15 protein-coding genes are annotated in these 17,356 nt (G+C 68.1%); 7 read left to right on the top strand and 8 right to left on the bottom strand.

Annotated features, from left to right (window positions below; translation table 11 throughout):
* Nucleotides 1–2: 2 nt before the first annotated feature.
* The gene (locus ACI1US_RS05400; RefSeq protein ID WP_461638780.1) at nucleotides 3–665 is read right to left on the bottom strand and encodes a LuxR C-terminal-related transcriptional regulator; all 663 of its coding nucleotides are present in this window, start codon (nucleotides 663–665) and stop codon (nucleotides 3–5) included.
* Nucleotides 662–2,296 carry an ATP-binding protein gene (locus ACI1US_RS05395; RefSeq protein WP_461638778.1) on the bottom strand — a complete coding sequence of 545 codons (1,635 nt, stop codon included), beginning with the start codon at nucleotides 2,294–2,296 and terminating at the stop codon, nucleotides 662–664. Before ACI1US_RS05395 ends, ACI1US_RS05400 begins: the two co-directional genes overlap by 4 nt.
* A gap of 114 nt (nucleotides 2,297–2,410) precedes the next feature.
* Between ACI1US_RS05395 and ACI1US_RS05390 the strand changes: the two genes are divergently transcribed.
* Both ACI1US_RS05390 and ACI1US_RS05385 read left to right on the top strand, forming a co-directional pair.
* Nucleotides 2,411–4,270, top strand: coding sequence for a PspC domain-containing protein (locus ACI1US_RS05390; protein WP_461638776.1), 1,860 nt, complete (start codon nucleotides 2,411–2,413; stop codon nucleotides 4,268–4,270).
* The gene (locus ACI1US_RS05385; RefSeq protein WP_461638774.1) at nucleotides 4,267–4,806 is read left to right on the top strand and encodes a hypothetical protein; all 540 of its coding nucleotides are present in this window, start codon (nucleotides 4,267–4,269) and stop codon (nucleotides 4,804–4,806) included. Before ACI1US_RS05390 ends, ACI1US_RS05385 begins: the two co-directional genes overlap by 4 nt.
* Nucleotides 4,807–5,196: 390 nt before the next feature.
* Here ACI1US_RS05385 and ACI1US_RS05380 read toward each other — a convergent pair whose 3' ends face one another.
* Nucleotides 5,197–6,705, bottom strand: coding sequence for a sensor histidine kinase (locus ACI1US_RS05380; RefSeq protein ID WP_461638772.1), 1,509 nt, complete (start codon nucleotides 6,703–6,705; stop codon nucleotides 5,197–5,199).
* Between the two features lie 183 nt (nucleotides 6,706–6,888).
* On the opposite strand from ACI1US_RS05380, the gene ACI1US_RS05375 reads away from it, so the two are divergent.
* The 4 genes from ACI1US_RS05375 to ACI1US_RS05360 all read left to right on the top strand — a co-directional run bounded on the left by ACI1US_RS05375 (nucleotide 6,889) and on the right by ACI1US_RS05360 (nucleotide 9,730).
* Nucleotides 6,889–7,455, top strand: a complete 567-nt coding sequence (locus tag ACI1US_RS05375; RefSeq protein ID WP_461638770.1) for an Rv3235 family protein — start codon at nucleotides 6,889–6,891, stop codon at nucleotides 7,453–7,455.
* Between the two features lie 180 nt (nucleotides 7,456–7,635).
* A complete protein-coding gene (locus tag ACI1US_RS05370; protein ID WP_461638768.1) occupies nucleotides 7,636–8,367 on the top strand; it encodes a VIT1/CCC1 transporter family protein in 732 nt (243 codons plus the stop codon).
* A 158-nt stretch (nucleotides 8,368–8,525) separates the two neighbouring features.
* Nucleotides 8,526–8,864, top strand: a complete 339-nt coding sequence (locus tag ACI1US_RS05365; RefSeq protein WP_461638766.1) for an MGMT family protein — start codon at nucleotides 8,526–8,528, stop codon at nucleotides 8,862–8,864.
* Nucleotides 8,865–8,875: 11 nt separating this feature from the next.
* Nucleotides 8,876–9,730: a LysR substrate-binding domain-containing protein gene (locus ACI1US_RS05360; protein WP_461638764.1), complete on the top strand. Its 855-nt coding sequence runs from the start codon at nucleotides 8,876–8,878 to the stop codon at nucleotides 9,728–9,730.
* Nucleotides 9,731–9,831: 101 nt separating this feature from the next.
* Here the strand turns inward: ACI1US_RS05360 and ACI1US_RS05355 are convergent, their stop codons facing one another.
* Nucleotides 9,832–11,001 (bottom strand): glycine C-acetyltransferase, encoded by a 1,170-nt coding sequence (locus ACI1US_RS05355; RefSeq protein WP_461638762.1) that lies wholly within the window; start codon nucleotides 10,999–11,001, stop codon nucleotides 9,832–9,834.
* A complete protein-coding gene (gene tdh, locus ACI1US_RS05350; RefSeq protein WP_461638761.1) occupies nucleotides 11,001–12,044 on the bottom strand; it encodes an L-threonine 3-dehydrogenase in 1,044 nt (347 codons plus the stop codon). Before tdh ends, ACI1US_RS05355 begins: the two co-directional genes overlap by 1 nt.
* Before the next feature lie 88 nt (nucleotides 12,045–12,132).
* Between tdh and ACI1US_RS05345 the strand changes: the two genes are divergently transcribed.
* Nucleotides 12,133–13,056, top strand: a complete 924-nt coding sequence (locus ACI1US_RS05345; protein ID WP_461638759.1) for a LysR family transcriptional regulator — start codon at nucleotides 12,133–12,135, stop codon at nucleotides 13,054–13,056.
* A 31-nt stretch (nucleotides 13,057–13,087) separates the two neighbouring features.
* Here ACI1US_RS05345 and ypfJ read toward each other — a convergent pair whose 3' ends face one another.
* The 3 genes from ypfJ to ACI1US_RS05330 form a co-directional block, all read right to left on the bottom strand.
* Nucleotides 13,088–13,984: a KPN_02809 family neutral zinc metallopeptidase gene (gene ypfJ, locus ACI1US_RS05340; protein ID WP_461638757.1), complete on the bottom strand. Its 897-nt coding sequence runs from the start codon at nucleotides 13,982–13,984 to the stop codon at nucleotides 13,088–13,090.
* Between the two features lie 56 nt (nucleotides 13,985–14,040).
* Complete coding sequence (pip, locus tag ACI1US_RS05335; RefSeq protein ID WP_461638755.1) at nucleotides 14,041–15,012, bottom strand: prolyl aminopeptidase; 972 nt, start codon at nucleotides 15,010–15,012, stop codon at nucleotides 14,041–14,043.
* A 191-nt stretch (nucleotides 15,013–15,203) separates the two neighbouring features.
* Nucleotides 15,204–17,279, bottom strand: a complete 2,076-nt coding sequence (locus ACI1US_RS05330; protein WP_461638753.1) for an acyl-CoA dehydrogenase family protein — start codon at nucleotides 17,277–17,279, stop codon at nucleotides 15,204–15,206.
* Nucleotides 17,280–17,356 lie beyond the last annotated feature (77 nt).

Here is a 17,356-nt window from a genome sequence, read left to right as displayed (position 1 = left end):
CGCTACAGCAGCCGCTTCGACAGGGCCCAGGCGGTGAGCTCGTGGCGGTTCGACAGCTGCAGCTTGCGCAGCACGCTCGAGACATGCGTCTCGACGGTCTTCACCGAGAGGAACAGCTCCGCCGCGACCTCCTTGTAGGCGTATCCGCGCGCGATCATTCGCATGACCTCCTGCTCGCGGGCGGTGAGCCGATCCAGCTCGTCGTCCGCGGCAGCGGTCTCGCCGAGGCCCGTGCCGAACGCGTCGAGCACGAAGCCCGCGAGCCGCGGCGAGAACACGGCGTCGCCGCCGCGCACGCGAAGCGCTGCGGCCGTCACCTCCGCGCCAGACGCGGTCTTCGTGAGGTAGCCGCGCGCACCGGCACGGATCACGCTGACGACGTCGTCCGCCGCGTCCGAGACACTGAGCGCGAGGAAGCGCGTGGCCGACCCCGCGAGGCGCTGCAGCACCTCTGCCCCGCCGCCGCCAGCCCCACCGGGCAGGTGCACGTCGAGCAGCACCACATCGGGCGCGAGCCCGGGGATCACCGCGACAGCCTCGTCGACCGTCGCGGCCTCGCCGACCACCTCGATCTCAGGGCCAAGCTCAGCTCGGAGCCCCGTGCGGAAAATCTGGTGGTCGTCGACGATCACCACGCGGATCCGCTCGCTCGTTATCTCGCTCACGCGGTCGCCCCTGTCTCTGCGCCTGGCGCAGGATCGTGCTTCTGTTCACGCGGCATCGCAAGCCGCACCGAGGTCCCGTTGCCGCCCGGCCCCGGCACAATCCTCGCAGTTCCGCCTGCGTGCGCCATGCGGCCCAGGATCGAGTCGCGAACCCCCATGCGGCCCTCCGGCAGGTGTTCGGGGTCGAGGCCGGGGCCGCGGTCCGTCACGTCGATCGACACACGGGCGGCAGTTACCTCCGCGAACACCGTGACCTCACCACCGGCGTGCTGCGCGGCGTTGAGCATGGCCTCTTTCGCGGCGGCGACAATCGGCTCGGGGACGGCGACTTCGGCCCCGACGCCGACCGTCTCAAACCTCACCGGGTGGGCTTCTTCGAGCGCGGCGGCATGCGCGCGCAGCTCTTCGAGCGCGGTCTCGCGAGGCGCAGCGGATCCCCCGTCGGCTGCCCGGAACAGCCACTCGCGCAGCTCCCGCTCCTGACCGCGCGCGATGCGGGCGACCTCGCTGCCCGGCTCCGATCGCTGTTGGATCAGCGCGAGCGTCTGCAGCACTGAGTCATGCAGGTGCGCGGCGATCTCCGACCGCTCGGCCTCCCGCGCGCGGCCAGCACGCTCGGCCACGAGTTCCCGGTTCAGCCGGAGCAGCCACGGCGCAATCGCGAGGGCGACGCCCGCGAGCGATGCGAGCGCGGCAGCAATCACCGTCCACACGCTCGGGTTCTCCGCCGTCACAAAGAACATCAGCACCCCGACCGCGACGAGCGCGAGCGCCCCGAGCACGCGCGGCACCTGGTTCGCATCCGGTCGATTCCGGTCGGCGATCTGCCACCACGTCAACCCAACCCCGACGAGCACCGCGAGCCCCGGCAACACCACGGTCAACCTGAGCTGCACCCCGAACTGCTGCAGCACGAGGAGCACCCCGACGAGCAGCAGACAGGCCCCGAAGAGGAGCTCGGCGACGGGCCAGCGGCCGATCCCGACCGGCCTCGCGGCGGCCGCAGGCGACCCGGAGGCCGCCGGCTCGGCGAACGCGGGCTCGGCGAACGCGGGCTTGGGCGTCGCTGGCTTGGGGATCGCAGAAACGGGGGTTGCTGCGACCGCTGGCCCTGGGAATGCGGAACCGGGGAGTGCGGTACCGGGGACTGCGGTACCCGGGACTGCGGCGAGCGCCGCCGGATCCCCCGTCGCTTGGCTAGATGGCGCCGCCGTCACTGGCCCCTGAGGCGCCTGGGCTGCCTGGGATGCCCGAGTTGCCTGAGTTGCCTGAGTTGCCTGCGATGGCTGAGTCGCCTGGGACGTCTGGGCTGTATGCGCTGTATAAGCCGTTGGAGATGTCCGCGTCGTCTGCGACGCCGTGCGCGGGGCGGGTCGTGAGCCCGCCGGTTTGGTGAGCGCGCTCCGAAGCGGCGCAACCCCACCGGAGCTGTCGCCCAGCGGCACCGTGCCCCACAGCCAGAGATACAGCATCGCGCCTGCGCCGCCCGCGAGGGTGAGCAGCAGCATGGTGACTCGCACCGCTGTCACTGGCATCCGCAGGTGCTCCGCGAGCCCGCCGCACACTCCGCCCAGCAGGCGCTCCGAGGGTGAGCGCGTGAGCGTGCGCTGCGGCGGATTCGTGCTGATCATGTGTCCATCAAATCACCCCAAGCCCTGATATCTCTCACTCAGGGGGACGAACCAGGGTTCGATCAGGGTGAACCCTCATAGCCCCAGACCACACACCCACGGCAGACTCGAAGCATGAACCAGACACCTCCTCCCTCAGGTGCCGCCCCCGGCGGCGCACCTCAGAATGCGCCCTTCGGTGCGGGCTTCTTCCGCTGGATCCGCGGCCTCGGCATTGGCCGCGGCGGTGACCGCTGGTTCGCCGGCGTTGCCGGCGGCATTGCGATGCGTGCCGGGATCGACCCGATCATCGTGCGCGGCATCTTCGTGGTGCTCGCAGTTCTTGGCGGGCCGGGCATCGTGCTCTACCTCGCAGGCTGGCTGCTGCTGCCCGATCAGGGCGGGCGCATCCACCTGGAGGAGGTATTCCGGGGGCGAGCGGGGACCGCGGCGGTAGTAGCTACTGTCGCGGTCGGAATCTTCGTAGTCCTTCCGGTGTTCTTCCGGCTGCTCGGCTTCACCGTGTTCGGTGGCTGGAGCCTATGGAACGCGATCGGCGTTCCTGACTGGATGTCGACCACCATCGCTGTCTTCGCTTGGATCGCGGTCATCGCCGGCGTCGGCTACCTGGTGAGCCGTGCGATCATGCAGCGCGGCCAGCGGGTCCGCGAAGAGGCCGCTAGCGGCGCAGCCCCGGGGGCTCCTATGCCCGGGGCTCCGATGCCGGGGACTCCGATGCCGGGGACTCCGATGCCGGGTGGTGTGCCCATGGCGGGGGTGCCGACGACGGGTGTTCCAACGACGGGCCCGCAGTGGGCGGATCCTCACGCCGAGGCTCCTCGAGCGTCGGCTCCGCCGGTGACCGATCCTCTACCCACTGGCCCTCAGGCGACCGTTCCGCCCGCCGCGTTCGCCCAGGCGACTGCGCCCGGTTCCTTTGGATCATCTGCACCACAGCCCGCGCAGAGCGATGCCAGCTGGACGTCAGCCCCGTCTTCCCCGCAACCTCCCCAGGAGTGGACCGAACGGCTCACTGCAGGAGCTGAACGCGTGAGCGAACAGGCGGCACGTTGGGGCGAAGACGTGAGCAAACAAGCCGACGACTGGAGCGCCAAGTACGCCGCTCAGCACGAGCTCACCAAGCTCGGCGCGGCACACGTCGTGATCACGCTCGCCCTCGCGCTGCTCGCGGCTGGAGGCGCAGCATTCATCGCCTTCGACCTCGCGCTGAACTCGCAGCTCGTGCTCACTGCGGCGCTCATTGCGGCGACGGCTGTTCTCGCGACCTCGCTCATCATCGCGGGGGTTCGTGGGCGGCGCACCGGATGGGTCGGCTTTCTTGCCGCCTGTGGAGTGGTCGCGCTGCTCTTCACTTCGGTACTCCCCCCGGGCAGCAAGTTCCAACCCTTCGGCGTCATCGAGGTCGGTATGACGGCGCCAGCCAGCGTGCTTCTTGCGGGAACGAGCGAGCTCGACCTCACCGAACTCGACGGCACCGCGGGAACCCACGATCTCGATGTGTGGCACCTGGCGGGCAGGTCCGTGGTGACGCTCCCCGAGTCCGCGCCGGTCGTGGTGACCGTGAGGCTTCTCGCCGGTTCGGTGGACGCTTCGAAGGTTGAGCAGACACCCTCTTCAGTCGCGGGCCCTCTGCTCTCACGCACGATCGATACCCGCGAGGACCCGTCTGAGGTCGCAACCCGCGTCACCGTTCACATGCTCGCTGGAAGCGTTCGAATCGAAGACGCTTCAGGTTCACGGGTGAGCTCTGGCGGGTCGAACACCGGCGCGATCTCGAATGATGGCGCGGGGTCTGAGGCTGAGAGGCGGGCCGAGCTTCGCGCTGAACTCGCAGAACTCCGCGAGGAGGCAGGAGATATCCGCGCCGAGCTCGGCGAAGGCGGCCTGAGTGACGTGCGCGAGGAGCGTCTCGAGAATACGCTTGACTTCACCCGCGACGAGATCGCGAAGCTAGAGAAGGAGCTCGCACGATGAGTACCGAGCACAACCCCGACGAGCTGCCACGCGACACCGCGGCTGCTGGCGCTGCCGAGCCTGCCGAGCCGGGTGATGCGGCGAGCGCAGCTGACCACTTTGGCGCTGTCGTGCCCTCACCCGCCCCCACGCCCACGCCCACTGACGCTATTGGCGCTACCACTCCGTTGAGTGTTCCTCCCGTGCCTCACGCTGCGGGGTTCCCCGAAACGTCTGCGTACATTCCGCAGGCCCCATCGGCACCGGTTCCCCCGCACTCCGCGCAGGCGCAGCCGCAGCCAACGCCGCAGCCAACACCGCCTGGCGCGCAGCAGCCTCTCCAGGCACAGCAGCGACAGGCAAAGCCCAGCCCACGCACGGGGCCGATTGTGTGGGGCGCGCTGATTCTGGTGTTCTGCGCCTATGTCGCGGTGCAGGCCACCGGCGGTTCGGTCGATCCAATCGCCTGGCTCATCACCACGATCCTCGGCCTTGGCGTGCTCCTGCTCGGCGTCGGCGTCGCTGTGCTCGTGCGGAGCTCCCGCGAACGCCGCTGACTCTCGCACGCAGCGCCCCGTCCCCATCCCCACGCCCCCGAGTTATCTATTCCGGCCCTTGCAGAGGCAAGAAAAGCCTCATCCAAGAACACAAGGGTCGGAATAGATGCGGGCGAAGCCCCTCTCCAGGCAGCGCAACCCGCGAGTTAGACAGCCGCGCGGCAGCCCCGCATGCCCCGCTTCTTGGCCCATGCCCAGCAACAGCACGATGCACCCAGGCACCCAGGCACCCAGGCACCCAGGCGATCCTTCACCACCCGTTTAATCTATTCCGACCCTTGCACAGGCACGAAAAGCCTCACCTAGGAAAACAAGGGTCAGGATGGATGCGGACGGGGCCGGACGGGACGGGATGGGGCGGGGCGAAGTCAGGGCCGGGGCAGCGCCCCGCTAGCGCTCGACCTTCGGAATCGGCCGCGTCTGAGCCGCGAGCCAGTGCAGCGGGATATCGATCGCCACCCGGGTGCCGCCGGCAACGTCGGCGCCCCAGTGGATCGAGCCGCCCAGCTCACCTTCGATGAGCGTGCGCACGATCTGCGTTCCGAGCCCGTCACCGACGGTCCCGCCAGGCAGGCCCGTGCCGGTGTCGATGACCTCGACGGTGAGACGTTCAGGGGTCCGATCCGCCCGGATGAACACCTCGCCCTCGCGCCCCGCGAGCCCGTGCTCAACCGCGTTCGTCACGATCTCGGTGAGCGCCAAAGCAAGCGGCGTCGCATACTCAGAGGGCAGCTCACCGAACGAGCCCTCCTTGCGCGGGTGCACGGTGGTGCCGTGCAGGCTCGCAACCTCGGCGGCGAGCCCGAGCACGCGCTCGAAGACCACATCGAAGTCAACGATCTGCGCGAGGCCCGTCGAGAGCGTGTCGTGCACGACGGCGATCGCCGCGACCCGGCGCATCGCCTGCCCGAGCACCTGCTTCGCTTCCTCACTGCGCGCACGCCGAGCCTGCACACGCAGCAGCGACGCCACGGTCTGCAGGTTGTTCTTCACGCGGTGGTGGATCTCGCGGATCGTCGCGTCCTTGGTGATGAGCTCCTGTGCCTGCTGCCGCAGTTCACTCACATCGCGGGTGAGGATCACGCCGCCGATCCGCTCGCCGTCGCGGTAGACGGGGATCGAGCGCATCGCGACCGAGAGCCCGCGTGCGAAGATCTCGGTGCGCTTGGCGACCTTGCCCTGGCTGATGAGCGGGAGCGACTCGTTCGTGTCGAACTGCCCCTTGAGTACCTCGGAGAGTACCTCGGAGAAGTTCTGATCCTCGATCTCGTCACGGTAGCCAAGCATCGTGAAGGTGGTCTGCGTGTTCGGGCTCACAAACGTCGCGATGCCCTCGAGGTTCACGCGTACGAGGCCGTCGGTCGCGCGCGGGGCACCCTGCTGGCCGCCCATGCCGCCGGGGTTCGGGAATGCGCCGGTCTGGATCATGCCGAGCAGATCAGACCCGACCTCGCGGAAGGAAGCCGCGATGCGCGAAGCATGCTGTGCGTCATTCGCGCTGGTGTGAACAGTCGCGACCGCGAAGGGGCCGTAGACATTGCCCTGGCCGTCGCGGCGGCTGATCGAGTAGGCCGTAAGCCGCATCGGGTTCTCTTCGTACCACGCGGGAGATGTGGAGGCGGCAGGCTTGCCCGTCTCGAGCGCCTGGTCGACGACCTCACGCCATTCTGGCCGCAGGAAGTCGCCGATGACGTCGCGGTAGAACAGCGTGATGTAGCCAGCGGGGCGGCTATGCGCGACGGCGAGATAGTCTCCGTTTTCTGACGGGACCCACAGCACAACGTCGCTGAGCGCCACGTCGGCGAGCAGCGGCAAATCGAGCGCGAGCAGCTCAAGCCACTCGAGCTCGTCTTGGGTGAGATCCGAGTACTTGGTTGCAAGATTACGAAGGGTTGCCACGCTCTAAGCCTAGGGCACGGGGCCGCTCATCTGACCGCGCCAGGCGACAGAAAAGCAGCAAGCAGACCACCACGACGCATGCAACACTTGACCTTCGATTATGGCACGCGCGTAATCTGACTAACCACTACTCAGTCGCGGCTGGGGGCCGCGTGTGCGCAACCCCACAGAGAAAGTCAGCCTATGAGTTCTCCGCTTGCCTCCTCCGCCCAACTCGCCACGCCGCACGAGCAGCCGCACGAGCATCCCCGCAGTGAGCCGCGCAATGCACCACGCAATGAGCCGTACAGACGGCTGCAGGCGGTCGACGCACACGGAGTGGACCATGAACAGGCTCGCGATGCGATCCCAGCCCCTGCCCCGCTCCCAGCCCCCGCACCACCTGACGCGGCCTCGCCGGCGGCGCGGCTCCGCCCCGTGCTCGATTCAAGCATCATCGGGAGGATCGCGGTGTTTGCATTCGAGGTAGTCGAGGGAACGCGCCAGGTGGGACAGCTCGGGAAGTGGATCACGGCCAAAGTCGCCGATGAGCTTGCGGGACTGCGCTCGTTGAACGTCGAGCGGCGCACGCTCTTTCGGGATCACCGTCGCGTCGTCCCCTCAGTTGTGCGAGTGCGGGCCACCGCCCCCGCACTCAGGGTGATTGAAGCTTCAGTGGTGCTCATGACCCCGAGCCGCGCACGAGCGGTCGCGCTCCGCTTCGAGGTCTTCCGAGGGAGGTGGCAGGCAACCTCCATCACCGTGTTGTAAGAACGGTTCCGACGCCCATCGAGTTCGCCCCTCCGAACTCCGAAAGCTCGCATATCCGAGGTCGCATTCGGGCTATTCCCTCACGCAAATTCCCTGTTAGCGTAGCCCTTTGCGCAACAGTTCGGCCGCACATCACGATCCCGATCTGTGTGCCAGCTACGATCCAACAGAGAGGCCCGCGTGAACGCCCCGCCCCCGCAGCGAGATATCTCCCGCCCACACGAGTACGACCATCGCCATGCCGATGTCTCGTCAGGCTGGCTCCGCGCAACCGTTTTCGGCGCGATGGACGGCCTGGTGTCGAATATCGGCCTCATCGCCGGTATTGCCGCGGCAGGAGCATCCACCACGATCGTCGCGATCACCGGAATCTCCGGCCTCATCGCCGGCGCGATCTCAATGGCCCTTGGCGAATACACCTCGGTGCGTACGGCAAACGAGCAGCTCGACGCCGAGGTCCGCATCGAGCGGGAGGCCCACTCCCGCAATCCTGTCGGTGAGGAAGCCGAGCTCTCCGCGCTCTTCGCACGCCTCGGCATGCACGAAGACACCGCTGACATTGCGGCCTCCCAGGTCCACGCGAACACCGAAAGCGCCGTCCGTGTCCACCTGGCCCACGAGCTCGGCCTCAGCCTCGACGACCGCCCCTCGCCCTGGGTTGCGGCTTTCTCATCGCTGTTGTCGTTCGCGGTCGGCGCGTTTATTCCGATCATCCCGTTCGTCTTCGGGTTCGGAAACCTCTGGGTCGGACTCGCCTTCGGCGGCGCGGGTCTGCTGCTCGCAGGCGCACTCGCCGCGACCACCACGAAGCGCAATTGGCTCGCTGGCGCGGGCAGGCAGCTGCTCTTCGGCGGGATCGCCGTCGCCGCAACGTACACGATCGGCAAGCTCCTGGGCGTTTCAGGAATCTAGCTCGCGCGCACGCACCCGCCCACCTACCCAGAGCGCCTCGATCCACCGGTCCCAGCCGGAGGCTCGAGGCGCTCTGCGTTCTGCCGTGCTTTGCCGACGCCGCCCAACCCTGGCCGGTTCGGCAGTGAACGGCCAGCGGCGGGCGTAGGCTTACTGCTGTGCCAGATCCTGATTTCACCGAAGCCGTACTCGCGGTTGTCGAGCGCATCCCCGCCGGCCGCGTCATGACGTACGGTGATGTCGGCCTCGCGATCGGTTCGGAGGCCCCGCGCGCGGTCGGCCGAGTCATGGCTTTGTACGGCCACGCGGTGCCCTGGTGGCGAGTGGTGCCCGCCAGCGGGCTGCCACCGCAGGGGCACGAGCGGCCGGCGCTGCCCCACTACCGCGAAGAGGGAACACCCCTCCGACGGGTGGCGTCTGCCGAGGACTACCGCATTGCGCTGTCAGCGGCGAGGCTCCCCTACACCCACGAAATCTACGCAGACGTGATGCTGTGAACGAGGCAACCATGAACGAAGAAGCACCCGCAATTCCCGAGATCCTGCTCGGCTTCACCCGAGGCGTCGCGCCGAGCAAGTGGGGGAAGCGCTGGCGGGCGGTGTCTCCCCAGCCGCTCAGCATCGTGCCGTTCCCGCGACCCTACGGGCGCCCGGGGAACGCCTCCGACTTCGACATGTTGCTTGAGCGCACGGCTCCCGGGCAGGTTCCGGTCGGAACCGAGGATCACGCCACGCGCACCCACCACGCACTCCGCCTGTACGACGAGGCCCTCGCGATTGTGCTGCCGAAGGGGCACGAGCTCACCGGAGTCGAGACAATCTCGCTCGCCGAGCTCGCGGACGTACGCATTCTCGATCACCCCAATCACTCTCCGGCGTGGCCGGCCCCGGAGCCGTGGGCAGACCCAGCATGGATGCCCGCGAATATCACGGCCGCCCTCGACGTCGTTGCGACTGGCCTCGGCGGGATCCTCATGCCTGCACCCCTGGCCCGGCACATCACCGATAAGCACCAGCACCTCACGATCCGCATCTCCGACCCGGTGGTCGGCGGAACCGTGTGGGCGAGCTGGCCTGTTGAACGCGATGCTCCCGACATGCAGCATCTCGCGGGCGTCATGCGCGGCCGCACGGCCAGGTCGTCGCGGACCGTCGACGCAGCGGGTGATGGCGCAGGGGGCGCTCGCGCCGGGGCTGCGGGCGGCGGCGCTGGATCCGGGAGCGGCGATCCGCAGAAGCGGACGCAACCCGCGCAGAAGAAGAAGCCGAAGCTCAACCCGAACTCGCGCGGCGCCCAGTTGCAGGCTGCGAAGGAGAAGCGGGAGCGCGAGAAGGCGGAGCGCCGCAAGGCGAAGCGCCGCTAGGGCACCCGCCCGCGCTCCGGGACACCATCTAGTGGTCACTTCGCGCCACGGAACTCGCGAAACCGCGGGTTCCGTGGCGCGAAGTGACCAGCAGTTGCGCTCTAGCTGGTCGCGGCGACGAACGCCGCCACGCAGGTGCGGATCTGCTCCTCCGTGTGCGCGGCCGACAACTGCACGCGAATGCGCGCCTCGCCCCGCGGCACGACCGGGAAGCTGAAGGCGGTCACGAAGACGCCCCGGCGCTGCAGCTCGGCCGCGACCTCGGCGGTGCGGGCCGCGTCCCCAAACATCACGGGCACGATCGGGTGGTTGCCCGGCAGCAGCTCGAAGCCCGCCTCGGTCATGAGCGAGCGGAACAGCGCCGCGTTCTCCTGCAACCGCACGCGCTCGCCACCAGCCTGCTCGACGAGGTCGAGCGCGGCGAGCGAGCCCGCGACGATTGTCGGCGCGAGCGTGTTCGAGAACAGGTACGGGCGAGCGCGCTGCCGCAGCAGCTGGATGATCTCGCTGTGACCCGAGACGTAGCCGCCTGAGGCGCCGCCGAGTGCCTTCCCGAGGGTGCCGGTGAGGATGTCGACGCGGTCGGCCACACCGCAGAGCTCCGGCGTACCGGCCCCGGTCTCGCCCATAAAGCCGACGGCGTGAGAGTCGTCGACGAGCACGAGCGCGTCGTACTTGTCAGCGAGATCGCAGATCGCTTCGAGCGGGGCGACGAAGCCGTCCATCGAGAAGACACCGTCGGTGACGATGACGCGGAAGCGCGCGTCCGATGCCTCCTGCAGACGAGCCTCGAGCTCTTCCATGTCGCAGTTCGCGTAGCGGTAGCGGCGGGCCTTCGAGAGCCTGATGCCGTCGATGAGCGAGGCGTGGTTCAGGGCGTCAGAGATGATCGCGTCTTCCGCAGCGAACAGCGTCTCGAAGACGCCGCCGTTCGCGTCGAAGCACGAGGCGAAGAGGATCGTCTCCTCAGTCCCCAAGAACGAAGACAGCCTGGACTCGAGCTCGAGATGCTGATCCTGGGTGCCACAGATGAAGCGCACGCTCGCGAGCCCGTAGCCCCACTCATCGAGGGCGGTGTGCGCGGCCTTGACGATGCTCGGGTGGTCGGCGAGCCCGAGGTAGTTATTCGCGCAGAAGTTCAAGACGGGCGCATCGTTCACGGTGATCTCGGGGCCCTGGGGGCCGGCGATGCCGCGCTCGCGTTTGAAGAGCCCCGCGTCTTCGATCGCTGTGAGTTCTGAGCTGAGGTGTTGCTTAAATGCGCCGTACATTACAGTTCCGTCCAGTCGAGGATGATTTTTCCGGTGGTGGCGGACTTCGCCGCCTGAAAGCCCTGTTCCCAGTCGCGCGCGGGAAGCACGTCGGCGATGACCGAGGTGATGCGCTCACGCAGCTGCTCGTTCGTCTCGAGCATCGCAGCCATCGCATTCCAGGTCTCGAACATCTCTCGCCCGTAGATGCCCTTGAGCGTGATCATGTGCGTGACGACCTTCGCCCAGTCGATCGCGAACTGCTCGGTCGGGAGGCCGAGCATTGCGATCCTGCCGCCGTGGTTCATGTTTTCGAGCATGCCCGGGAGCGCCGTGCCCGCGCCGCTCATCTCGAAGCCGATGTCGAAGCCCTCGCGCATGCCGAGCGTCTTCTGGGTGTCCCTGATCGATTCGTGGGCGACGTTGACGGTCTCGTGCGCGCCGAGGCCGCGGGCGAGTTCGAGGCGAGCCTCGCTGACGTCGGTGGCGACGACATAGCGGGCGCCGACGTGCCGGGCGACGGCGACCGACATCAGGCCGATCGGGCCGCAGCCGCTCACGAGCACGTCTTCGCCGACGAGCGGGAAGGCGAGCGCCGTGTGCACCGCGTTGCCCAGTGGATCGAAGATCGCTCCGAGCTCGGGCGAGATGGTGTCGGAGTGTACCCACACGTTGCTCGCGGGCAGCGAGAGGTACTCGGCGAAGGCGCCGTTGCGGTGCAGACCGAGGCCCTTCGTGCGGATGCACATCTGCCGGCGGCCGGCTCGGCAGTTGCGACAGGTGCCGCAGACGATGTGGCCCTCGCCGGAGACGCGATCCCCCACGCGCACGTCGCGCACCTGCTCGCCGATCTCGACGACCTCGCCGTAGAACTCGTGGCCCGCGATGAGCGGCGCGTCGACGTTTGCTGCCGCCCAGGCGTCCCAGTCGAGGATGTGGAGGTCGGTGCCGCAGATGCCGGTGCGCATCACCCGAATGATGACCTCGTCGGCTGCGCAGTGTGGATCGGGGACCTCTGAGAGGGTGAACCCGGGGCCGGGTTCCGGCTTAAAGAGTGCTCGCATACAGCTATGTTCGCCACTCCAGACAGTTCAGAACAATGGCCTCTTTCTTTAGATTCCTTTAAGCTTTAGCTAAAGAAAGGTGGGCGGTGTGGAAATCTATCAGCTCGAGATCCTCCGCGAGCTCGGCACGCTCGGCAGCGTGACCGCGGTAGCCGAGAGCCTGCACGTGACCCCGTCTGCGGTGTCGCAGCAGATCACTGCGCTGCAGCGCGAGTTTCAGGCCCCGCTGACCCGGCGCGACGGCCGCACGCTGGTACTCACAGAGGCCGGCCACGCGCTCGCCCACGCCGGCTCCGCGGTCATCGAGGCCCTCGCGGCGGCGGCGGGCGCGGTCGAAGCCTTCGAGCAGGAGCCCGCGGGGATCGTGCGGGTGTGCGGCTTCCACAGCGCCTCGCAGGCGATCTTTGGGGCGCTGCTCGCAGAGCTCCGCAGCGCAGACTCTCCCCCGGCCCTCCGCCTCTCAGACGAGGACGTCTCGCAAGAGGACTTTCCGCAGCTCACCGCGCACTATGACCTCGTGCTCGCACACCGGCTCGAGCACAGCCCGCCGTGGCCGGAGTCGGGCCTGCGCGTGATCAGGCTCGCGCAGGAGCCGCTCGACGTCGCGCTCCCAGAGGATCATCCCCTCGCCGCCCGCGAGTCACTCACCGCCGCAGATGTCGCCGGCGAGCCCTGGGTGACGAGCCGCGCGGGATACTCCCCCGACGATCTGCTCGGGGCGATTGCCGCGGTGGCGGATCGGCCCGTGAAGGTCGTGCACCGGATCAACGACTACGGGTCGGTTGCAGCGATCGTCGCGACCGGCGACGCGATCGGCATGGTGCCGCGCTACACGGTCGGATCGGCGCTCGCGGGCCTCGTGCTGCGCCCGCTCACCGGCGTGAACGCGACCAGAACCATCGACCTCCTGACGCGCCCCGAAACGATGCACCGCCGCTCAGTGCAGACGACAGTGCAGGCGCTCCGCACGGCGATGGGGCGGCTCGTGCGTGCCGGGGAGGCGCGGCGGTAGTTCCGCGCTGAGCCAGCCCGGTGCACCCGAGCTACAGCTGGTTCGCAGGCACCTGGAAGGTGCCGCACGACGTCGGCCCCTGCTCGTAGCCGGTCATGAACCAGCGCTGGCGCTGCTCGGAGGTGCCGTGCGTGAAGCGCTCCGGATCCACCCGCATGCCCGATGATTCCATGATGTGATCATCGCCGACCGCCGCAGCGGCGCTCAGCGCGTCGTTGATCTCGGCCTGCGTGACGGGCTTCAGGAACGGCACACCGCTGTCGTCGGTGACGGTCTGTGCGGCCCCCACCCAGGCTCCGGCGAAGCAGTCTGCCTGGAGTTCGAGGCGCACCGAACCAGAAGTCGCTCCCGACTCTCGCCCAGCCTGGTTGAGCGAGCCGGTGATGTTCGAAATGTGGTGGCCCCACTCGTGTGCGAGCACGTACATCTCGGCGAGCGGGCCGCCCGAGGCACCGTAGTCGGCGCGCAGCGTGTTGAAGAACGCGGTGTCGACGTAGATGCGCTCCTCCGGCGGGCAGTAGAACGGGCCGGTCGCCGCCGAGGCGGTGCCGCACTGCGACTGCGTCTGGCCGCTAAAGAGCGCGACGGGCTGCGGGCCGCGGTAGTTGCCGACCTGCGTGTTCCAGTAGCGGTTGAGCGAGTCGCTCGTCGCCGTCATGCGGCACTCAACGTTTGCGTTCGCGTCAGCACCGGTCTCGCAGTTGTCGACTTCAACGACCTGCTCGCTCGACGAACTCGATCCGCCCCCACCCGAGCTCAGCGCGGGCGCGAGGCCGGTGAGGTCAACGCCGAGGAGCTGGGAGCCGAGAAACAACACGAGCATGAGCCCGATGCCGCCGCCGCCCACGGCCATGCCGGTACGCCGGCCACCGCCGGTGCGCTTCTGCACCTGACTCGTGTCGATGCGAACGTTCTCGTTGAAGGTCATGCTGGAATGCTATCCCGTCTCTGTGGCTTCAGTGTGCAGCGTGAAGACAGCGGATGTCACTTTCCAGCGAAGCGGTCGGTCGCGCGCACGAGCGCGTCGACGATGCCGGGCTCGCTCGAGGCGTGGCCCGCATCGCCGATCAGCTCGAGGCTGGCCTCGGGCCAGGTGCGGTGGAGATCCCACGCCGAGCGCGCCGGGGTGCAGACATCGTAACGGCCCTGCACGATAACGCCCGGAATCTCAGAGAGCTTGCCCGCGTCAGCGATGAGCTGGCCGTCTTCGAACCAGCCGCCGTGCGAGAAGAAGTGGTTCTCGATGCGGGCGAACGCGACCGCCGAGGCGACGTCTGCACGCGCCTCCGCGATGACTTCCTCGTTGGGGATGAGTCGAACCGTCGAGTTCTCCCACACCGTCCAGGCGACGCCGGCCGGCACGTGCACCGCGGGATCTGGATCGCTGAGCCTGCGGTTATACGCCGCCACGAGGTCCCCGCGCTCTTCCTCGGGAATTACCGAGAGGTATTCCTCCCAGACGTCGGGGAAGATGTGCGATGCGCCATCCTGATAGAACCAGTCGATCTCGCTCTTGCGCAGGGTGAAAATGCCGCGAAGCACGAGCTCGGTGACCCGCTCGGTGTGGGTCTGGGCGTACGCCAGTGAGAGTGTCGACCCCCACGATCCGCCAAACACGAGCCACTTGTCGATGCCGAGGTGCTCGCGCAGTCGCTCAATGTCAGCGACGAGGTGCCAGGTCGTGTTCGTCGACATGTCGGCGGCGGGATCGCTCGCGTGCGGCGTCGAGCGGCCGCAGCCGCGCTGCTCGAACAGCACCACCCGGTAGACCTCGGGGTCGAAGTAGCGCCGGTAGTCTGGCGCGAGGCCGCCGCCCGGGCCGCCGTGCAGGAACACGGCGGGCTTCCCGTCCGGGTTGCCGCACACCTCCCAGTAGATCTCGTGTCCGTCGCCCACGGGCAGCATCCCGTGGTCGTATGGCTCAATCTCGGGGTACAGGGTGCGCAGCTCGGTCATGCTGCAAGCCTAGGCGGTGGGTGGCCCGGCGCGCTCGGCCTCACCCCAGCATCCTCTCCGACCCTTTTCATTCAGACCGACTCTTGCGAGGCCCGAAAACGGGGCTGAATGAATTACTCGGGGGCTACAAGATGCAAGTGCGGCGGGGCGCGATCCACACAGACCACACCCCGCCGCCGCAAGCGACAGGCCTACGCCCGAGCAGCCGCCTTCGCCGCGGCCTTCTCGGCGGCCTTGGCCTTCGCCCGCAGTTCCTTCTCGTGCACCGGCCAGAGGCCAGCGGCGCGCTGCGCGTCGACGTAATTCTGCGCCTCTTCCTGGCGCTCCTCCTCGATGCCGGTCGCGATCTCGGCGCGGAGCAGGCCGTCGTCGAGGCCGAAGGCGTCAACGAGGTCGATCGCGTGCTCGCGGATGCGGCCGAGCAGCCGGTCGACGTAGGCGGTGACCGACTCTGCGCGCTTGCCCGACATGCGGCCGTGGACGAGGTACCAGGTCATGTTCCGCTCGATGACGGTGAGGCCGAAGAGGTCACGCAGCCAGGTCATCACCTGCTTCGTGTCCGGGTCGGTGAGCTTCTCGAGCTCCTCCGTGAAGGCCTCCCACTGCAACAGTTCGGCGTGCGCGCGCGCAGCCTCGATGAGCTTGTGCTGCTGGGCGTTGAAGGCTTCCTCGTTGCGGAGCGCGCGCTCCTCCTTCGGGGCGTCCTTCGCGGCGTCGCGGAGCACGCTCGCGACCTCCGCGACCATGGTCTCGACCCTGTCGGTGAGCAGCTCGCGCTGCGCCTCTGCGGTGCGGAAGCTCTCAACCGAGCGCGCGGTCTGGCCGAGGTCGGCGATCGACTGGCCGAGCTGGCGGAGCCCGAAGCGGCTCACGCGGTCGCCGATCTGGCTGGCTGCGGCACGCGCGAGCGCGGCCTTGTCGCCATCCTTGAACTGCGCCGCGTAGTCGGTGAGCAGGCGCTTGCCGACGAGCTGGAGCAGCACCGTGTTGTCGCCCTCGAAGGTGACGTAGATATCGAGGTCTGCGCGGAGTCCGGTGAGCCGGTTCTTCGCGATGAAGCCGGCTCCGCCGCATGCCTCGCGCGCCTCCTGGAGCGTGTCGAGGGCGGCCCAGGTCGAGAGCGACTTCAGGCCGGCCGCGAGCGTCTCGAGATCCTCGCGGTTCTCGTCCGTATCCTTCGCGCCCGAGAACACCTCGTCGAACACGGTGAGCAGGCGCTCGTGGGCGAACGCCATCGCGTAGGTCTCGGCGAGGCGCGGCAGCAGCCTGCGCTGGTGCTGACCGTAGTCCATGAGTACGGTCTCTCGGCCCGAGGCACCCGGGAACTGGCGGCGCTCGTTGCCGTACTTGATCGCGATGGTGAGCGCGGCCTGCATCGCACGCACTGCGGCACCGTCGAGCGAGACGCGACCCTGCACGAGTGTGCCGATCATGGTGAAGAAGCGACGGCCGGGGCTCTCGATGTCGGAGGTGTAGCTGCCGTCTGCCGCGACGTCGCCGTAGCGGTTGAGCAGGTTCTCGCGCGGGATACGCACGTTCGTAAAGTGGAGCCGCCCGTTGTCGATGCCGTTCAGGCCCCCCTTCACGCCGTCGTCCTCGCTGCCGACGCCGGGCAGGAGCTTGCCGTCAGGAGTGCGGATCGGCACGAAGAAGGCGTGCACGCCGTGATTGACGCCGAGCGTGATGAGCTGTGCGAAGACCACCGCAGCCTGGCCGTGGAGCGCCGCGTTGCCGAGGAACTCCTTCCACGCACCCTTGAACGGGGTGTGAATCTCGAACTCTTCGGTGTCGACGTCGTAGGTCGCCGTGGTGCCGATCGAGGCGACGTCGGAACCGTGCCCGATCTCGGTCATCGCGAACGCGCCGGGAAGGTTGAGGTTCATCACGTCAGGCAGCCACTTCTCGTGGTGCGACTGATTGCCGAGGTGGAGAATCGCGGAACCGAACAGGCCCCACTGCACACCGCCCTTGATCTGCATCGAGGGGTCTGCAAGCACGAGCTCCTGGAACGCGGCGACGTTGCCACCGTGGTTGTCTGCGCCGCCAAGCGAGGCGGGGAATGCGCGCTGGATCGCGCCCGCCTTGACGAGCTCGTGCAGCTGGTTGAGCACGCGGATGCGGTGCTCGTCCATCGGCTGGCCGGGGATCGTGTGCAGGCTCGGGTTGCTGCGCACGAGCTCGCGCGACTCGAGGCGCTCGGCCTTCCACTTGCCGAGGAGCGCGTCGCTCACCTGCTGGATGTTCATGCGGGGGGTGTTGTCGGCCATCGATATCTCCAATTCGATCTTGACGGCGGAGGCAGAAGCGAGCGGCTCACCGCGCGGCGAGACCGCTCACTCCTGTG

The sequence above is a fragment of the Leucobacter sp. BZR 635 genome (assembly GCF_048061935.2).
In the GTDB taxonomy this organism is placed as follows: domain Bacteria; phylum Actinomycetota; class Actinomycetes; order Actinomycetales; family Microbacteriaceae; genus Leucobacter.
Note: the sequence above shows the minus strand (reverse complement) of the source record. Positions and strands in the feature narration are given on the sequence as shown.

Excerpts from the sequence above, each read along its gene's own strand:
- ACI1US_RS05395 (WP_461638778.1), bottom strand. The coding sequence starts at position 2,296 with ATGATCAGCACGAATCCGCCGCAGCGCACGCTCACGCGCTCACCCTCG.
- ACI1US_RS05390 (WP_461638776.1), top strand. The coding sequence starts at position 2,411 with ATGAACCAGACACCTCCTCCCTCAGGTGCCGCCCCCGGCGGCGCACCT.
- ACI1US_RS05385 (WP_461638774.1), top strand. The coding sequence starts at position 4,267 with ATGAGTACCGAGCACAACCCCGACGAGCTGCCACGCGACACCGCGGCT.
- ACI1US_RS05375 (WP_461638770.1), top strand. The coding sequence starts at position 6,889 with ATGAGTTCTCCGCTTGCCTCCTCCGCCCAACTCGCCACGCCGCACGAG.
- ACI1US_RS05360 (WP_461638764.1), top strand. The coding sequence starts at position 8,876 with ATGAACGAAGAAGCACCCGCAATTCCCGAGATCCTGCTCGGCTTCACC.
- ACI1US_RS05355 (WP_461638762.1), bottom strand. The coding sequence starts at position 11,001 with ATGTACGGCGCATTTAAGCAACACCTCAGCTCAGAACTCACAGCGATC.
- tdh (WP_461638761.1), bottom strand. The coding sequence starts at position 12,044 with ATGCGAGCACTCTTTAAGCCGGAACCCGGCCCCGGGTTCACCCTCTCA.
- ypfJ (WP_461638757.1), bottom strand. The coding sequence starts at position 13,984 with ATGACCTTCAACGAGAACGTTCGCATCGACACGAGTCAGGTGCAGAAG.
- pip (WP_461638755.1), bottom strand. The coding sequence starts at position 15,012 with ATGACCGAGCTGCGCACCCTGTACCCCGAGATTGAGCCATACGACCAC.
- ACI1US_RS05330 (WP_461638753.1), bottom strand. The coding sequence starts at position 17,279 with ATGGCCGACAACACCCCCCGCATGAACATCCAGCAGGTGAGCGACGCG.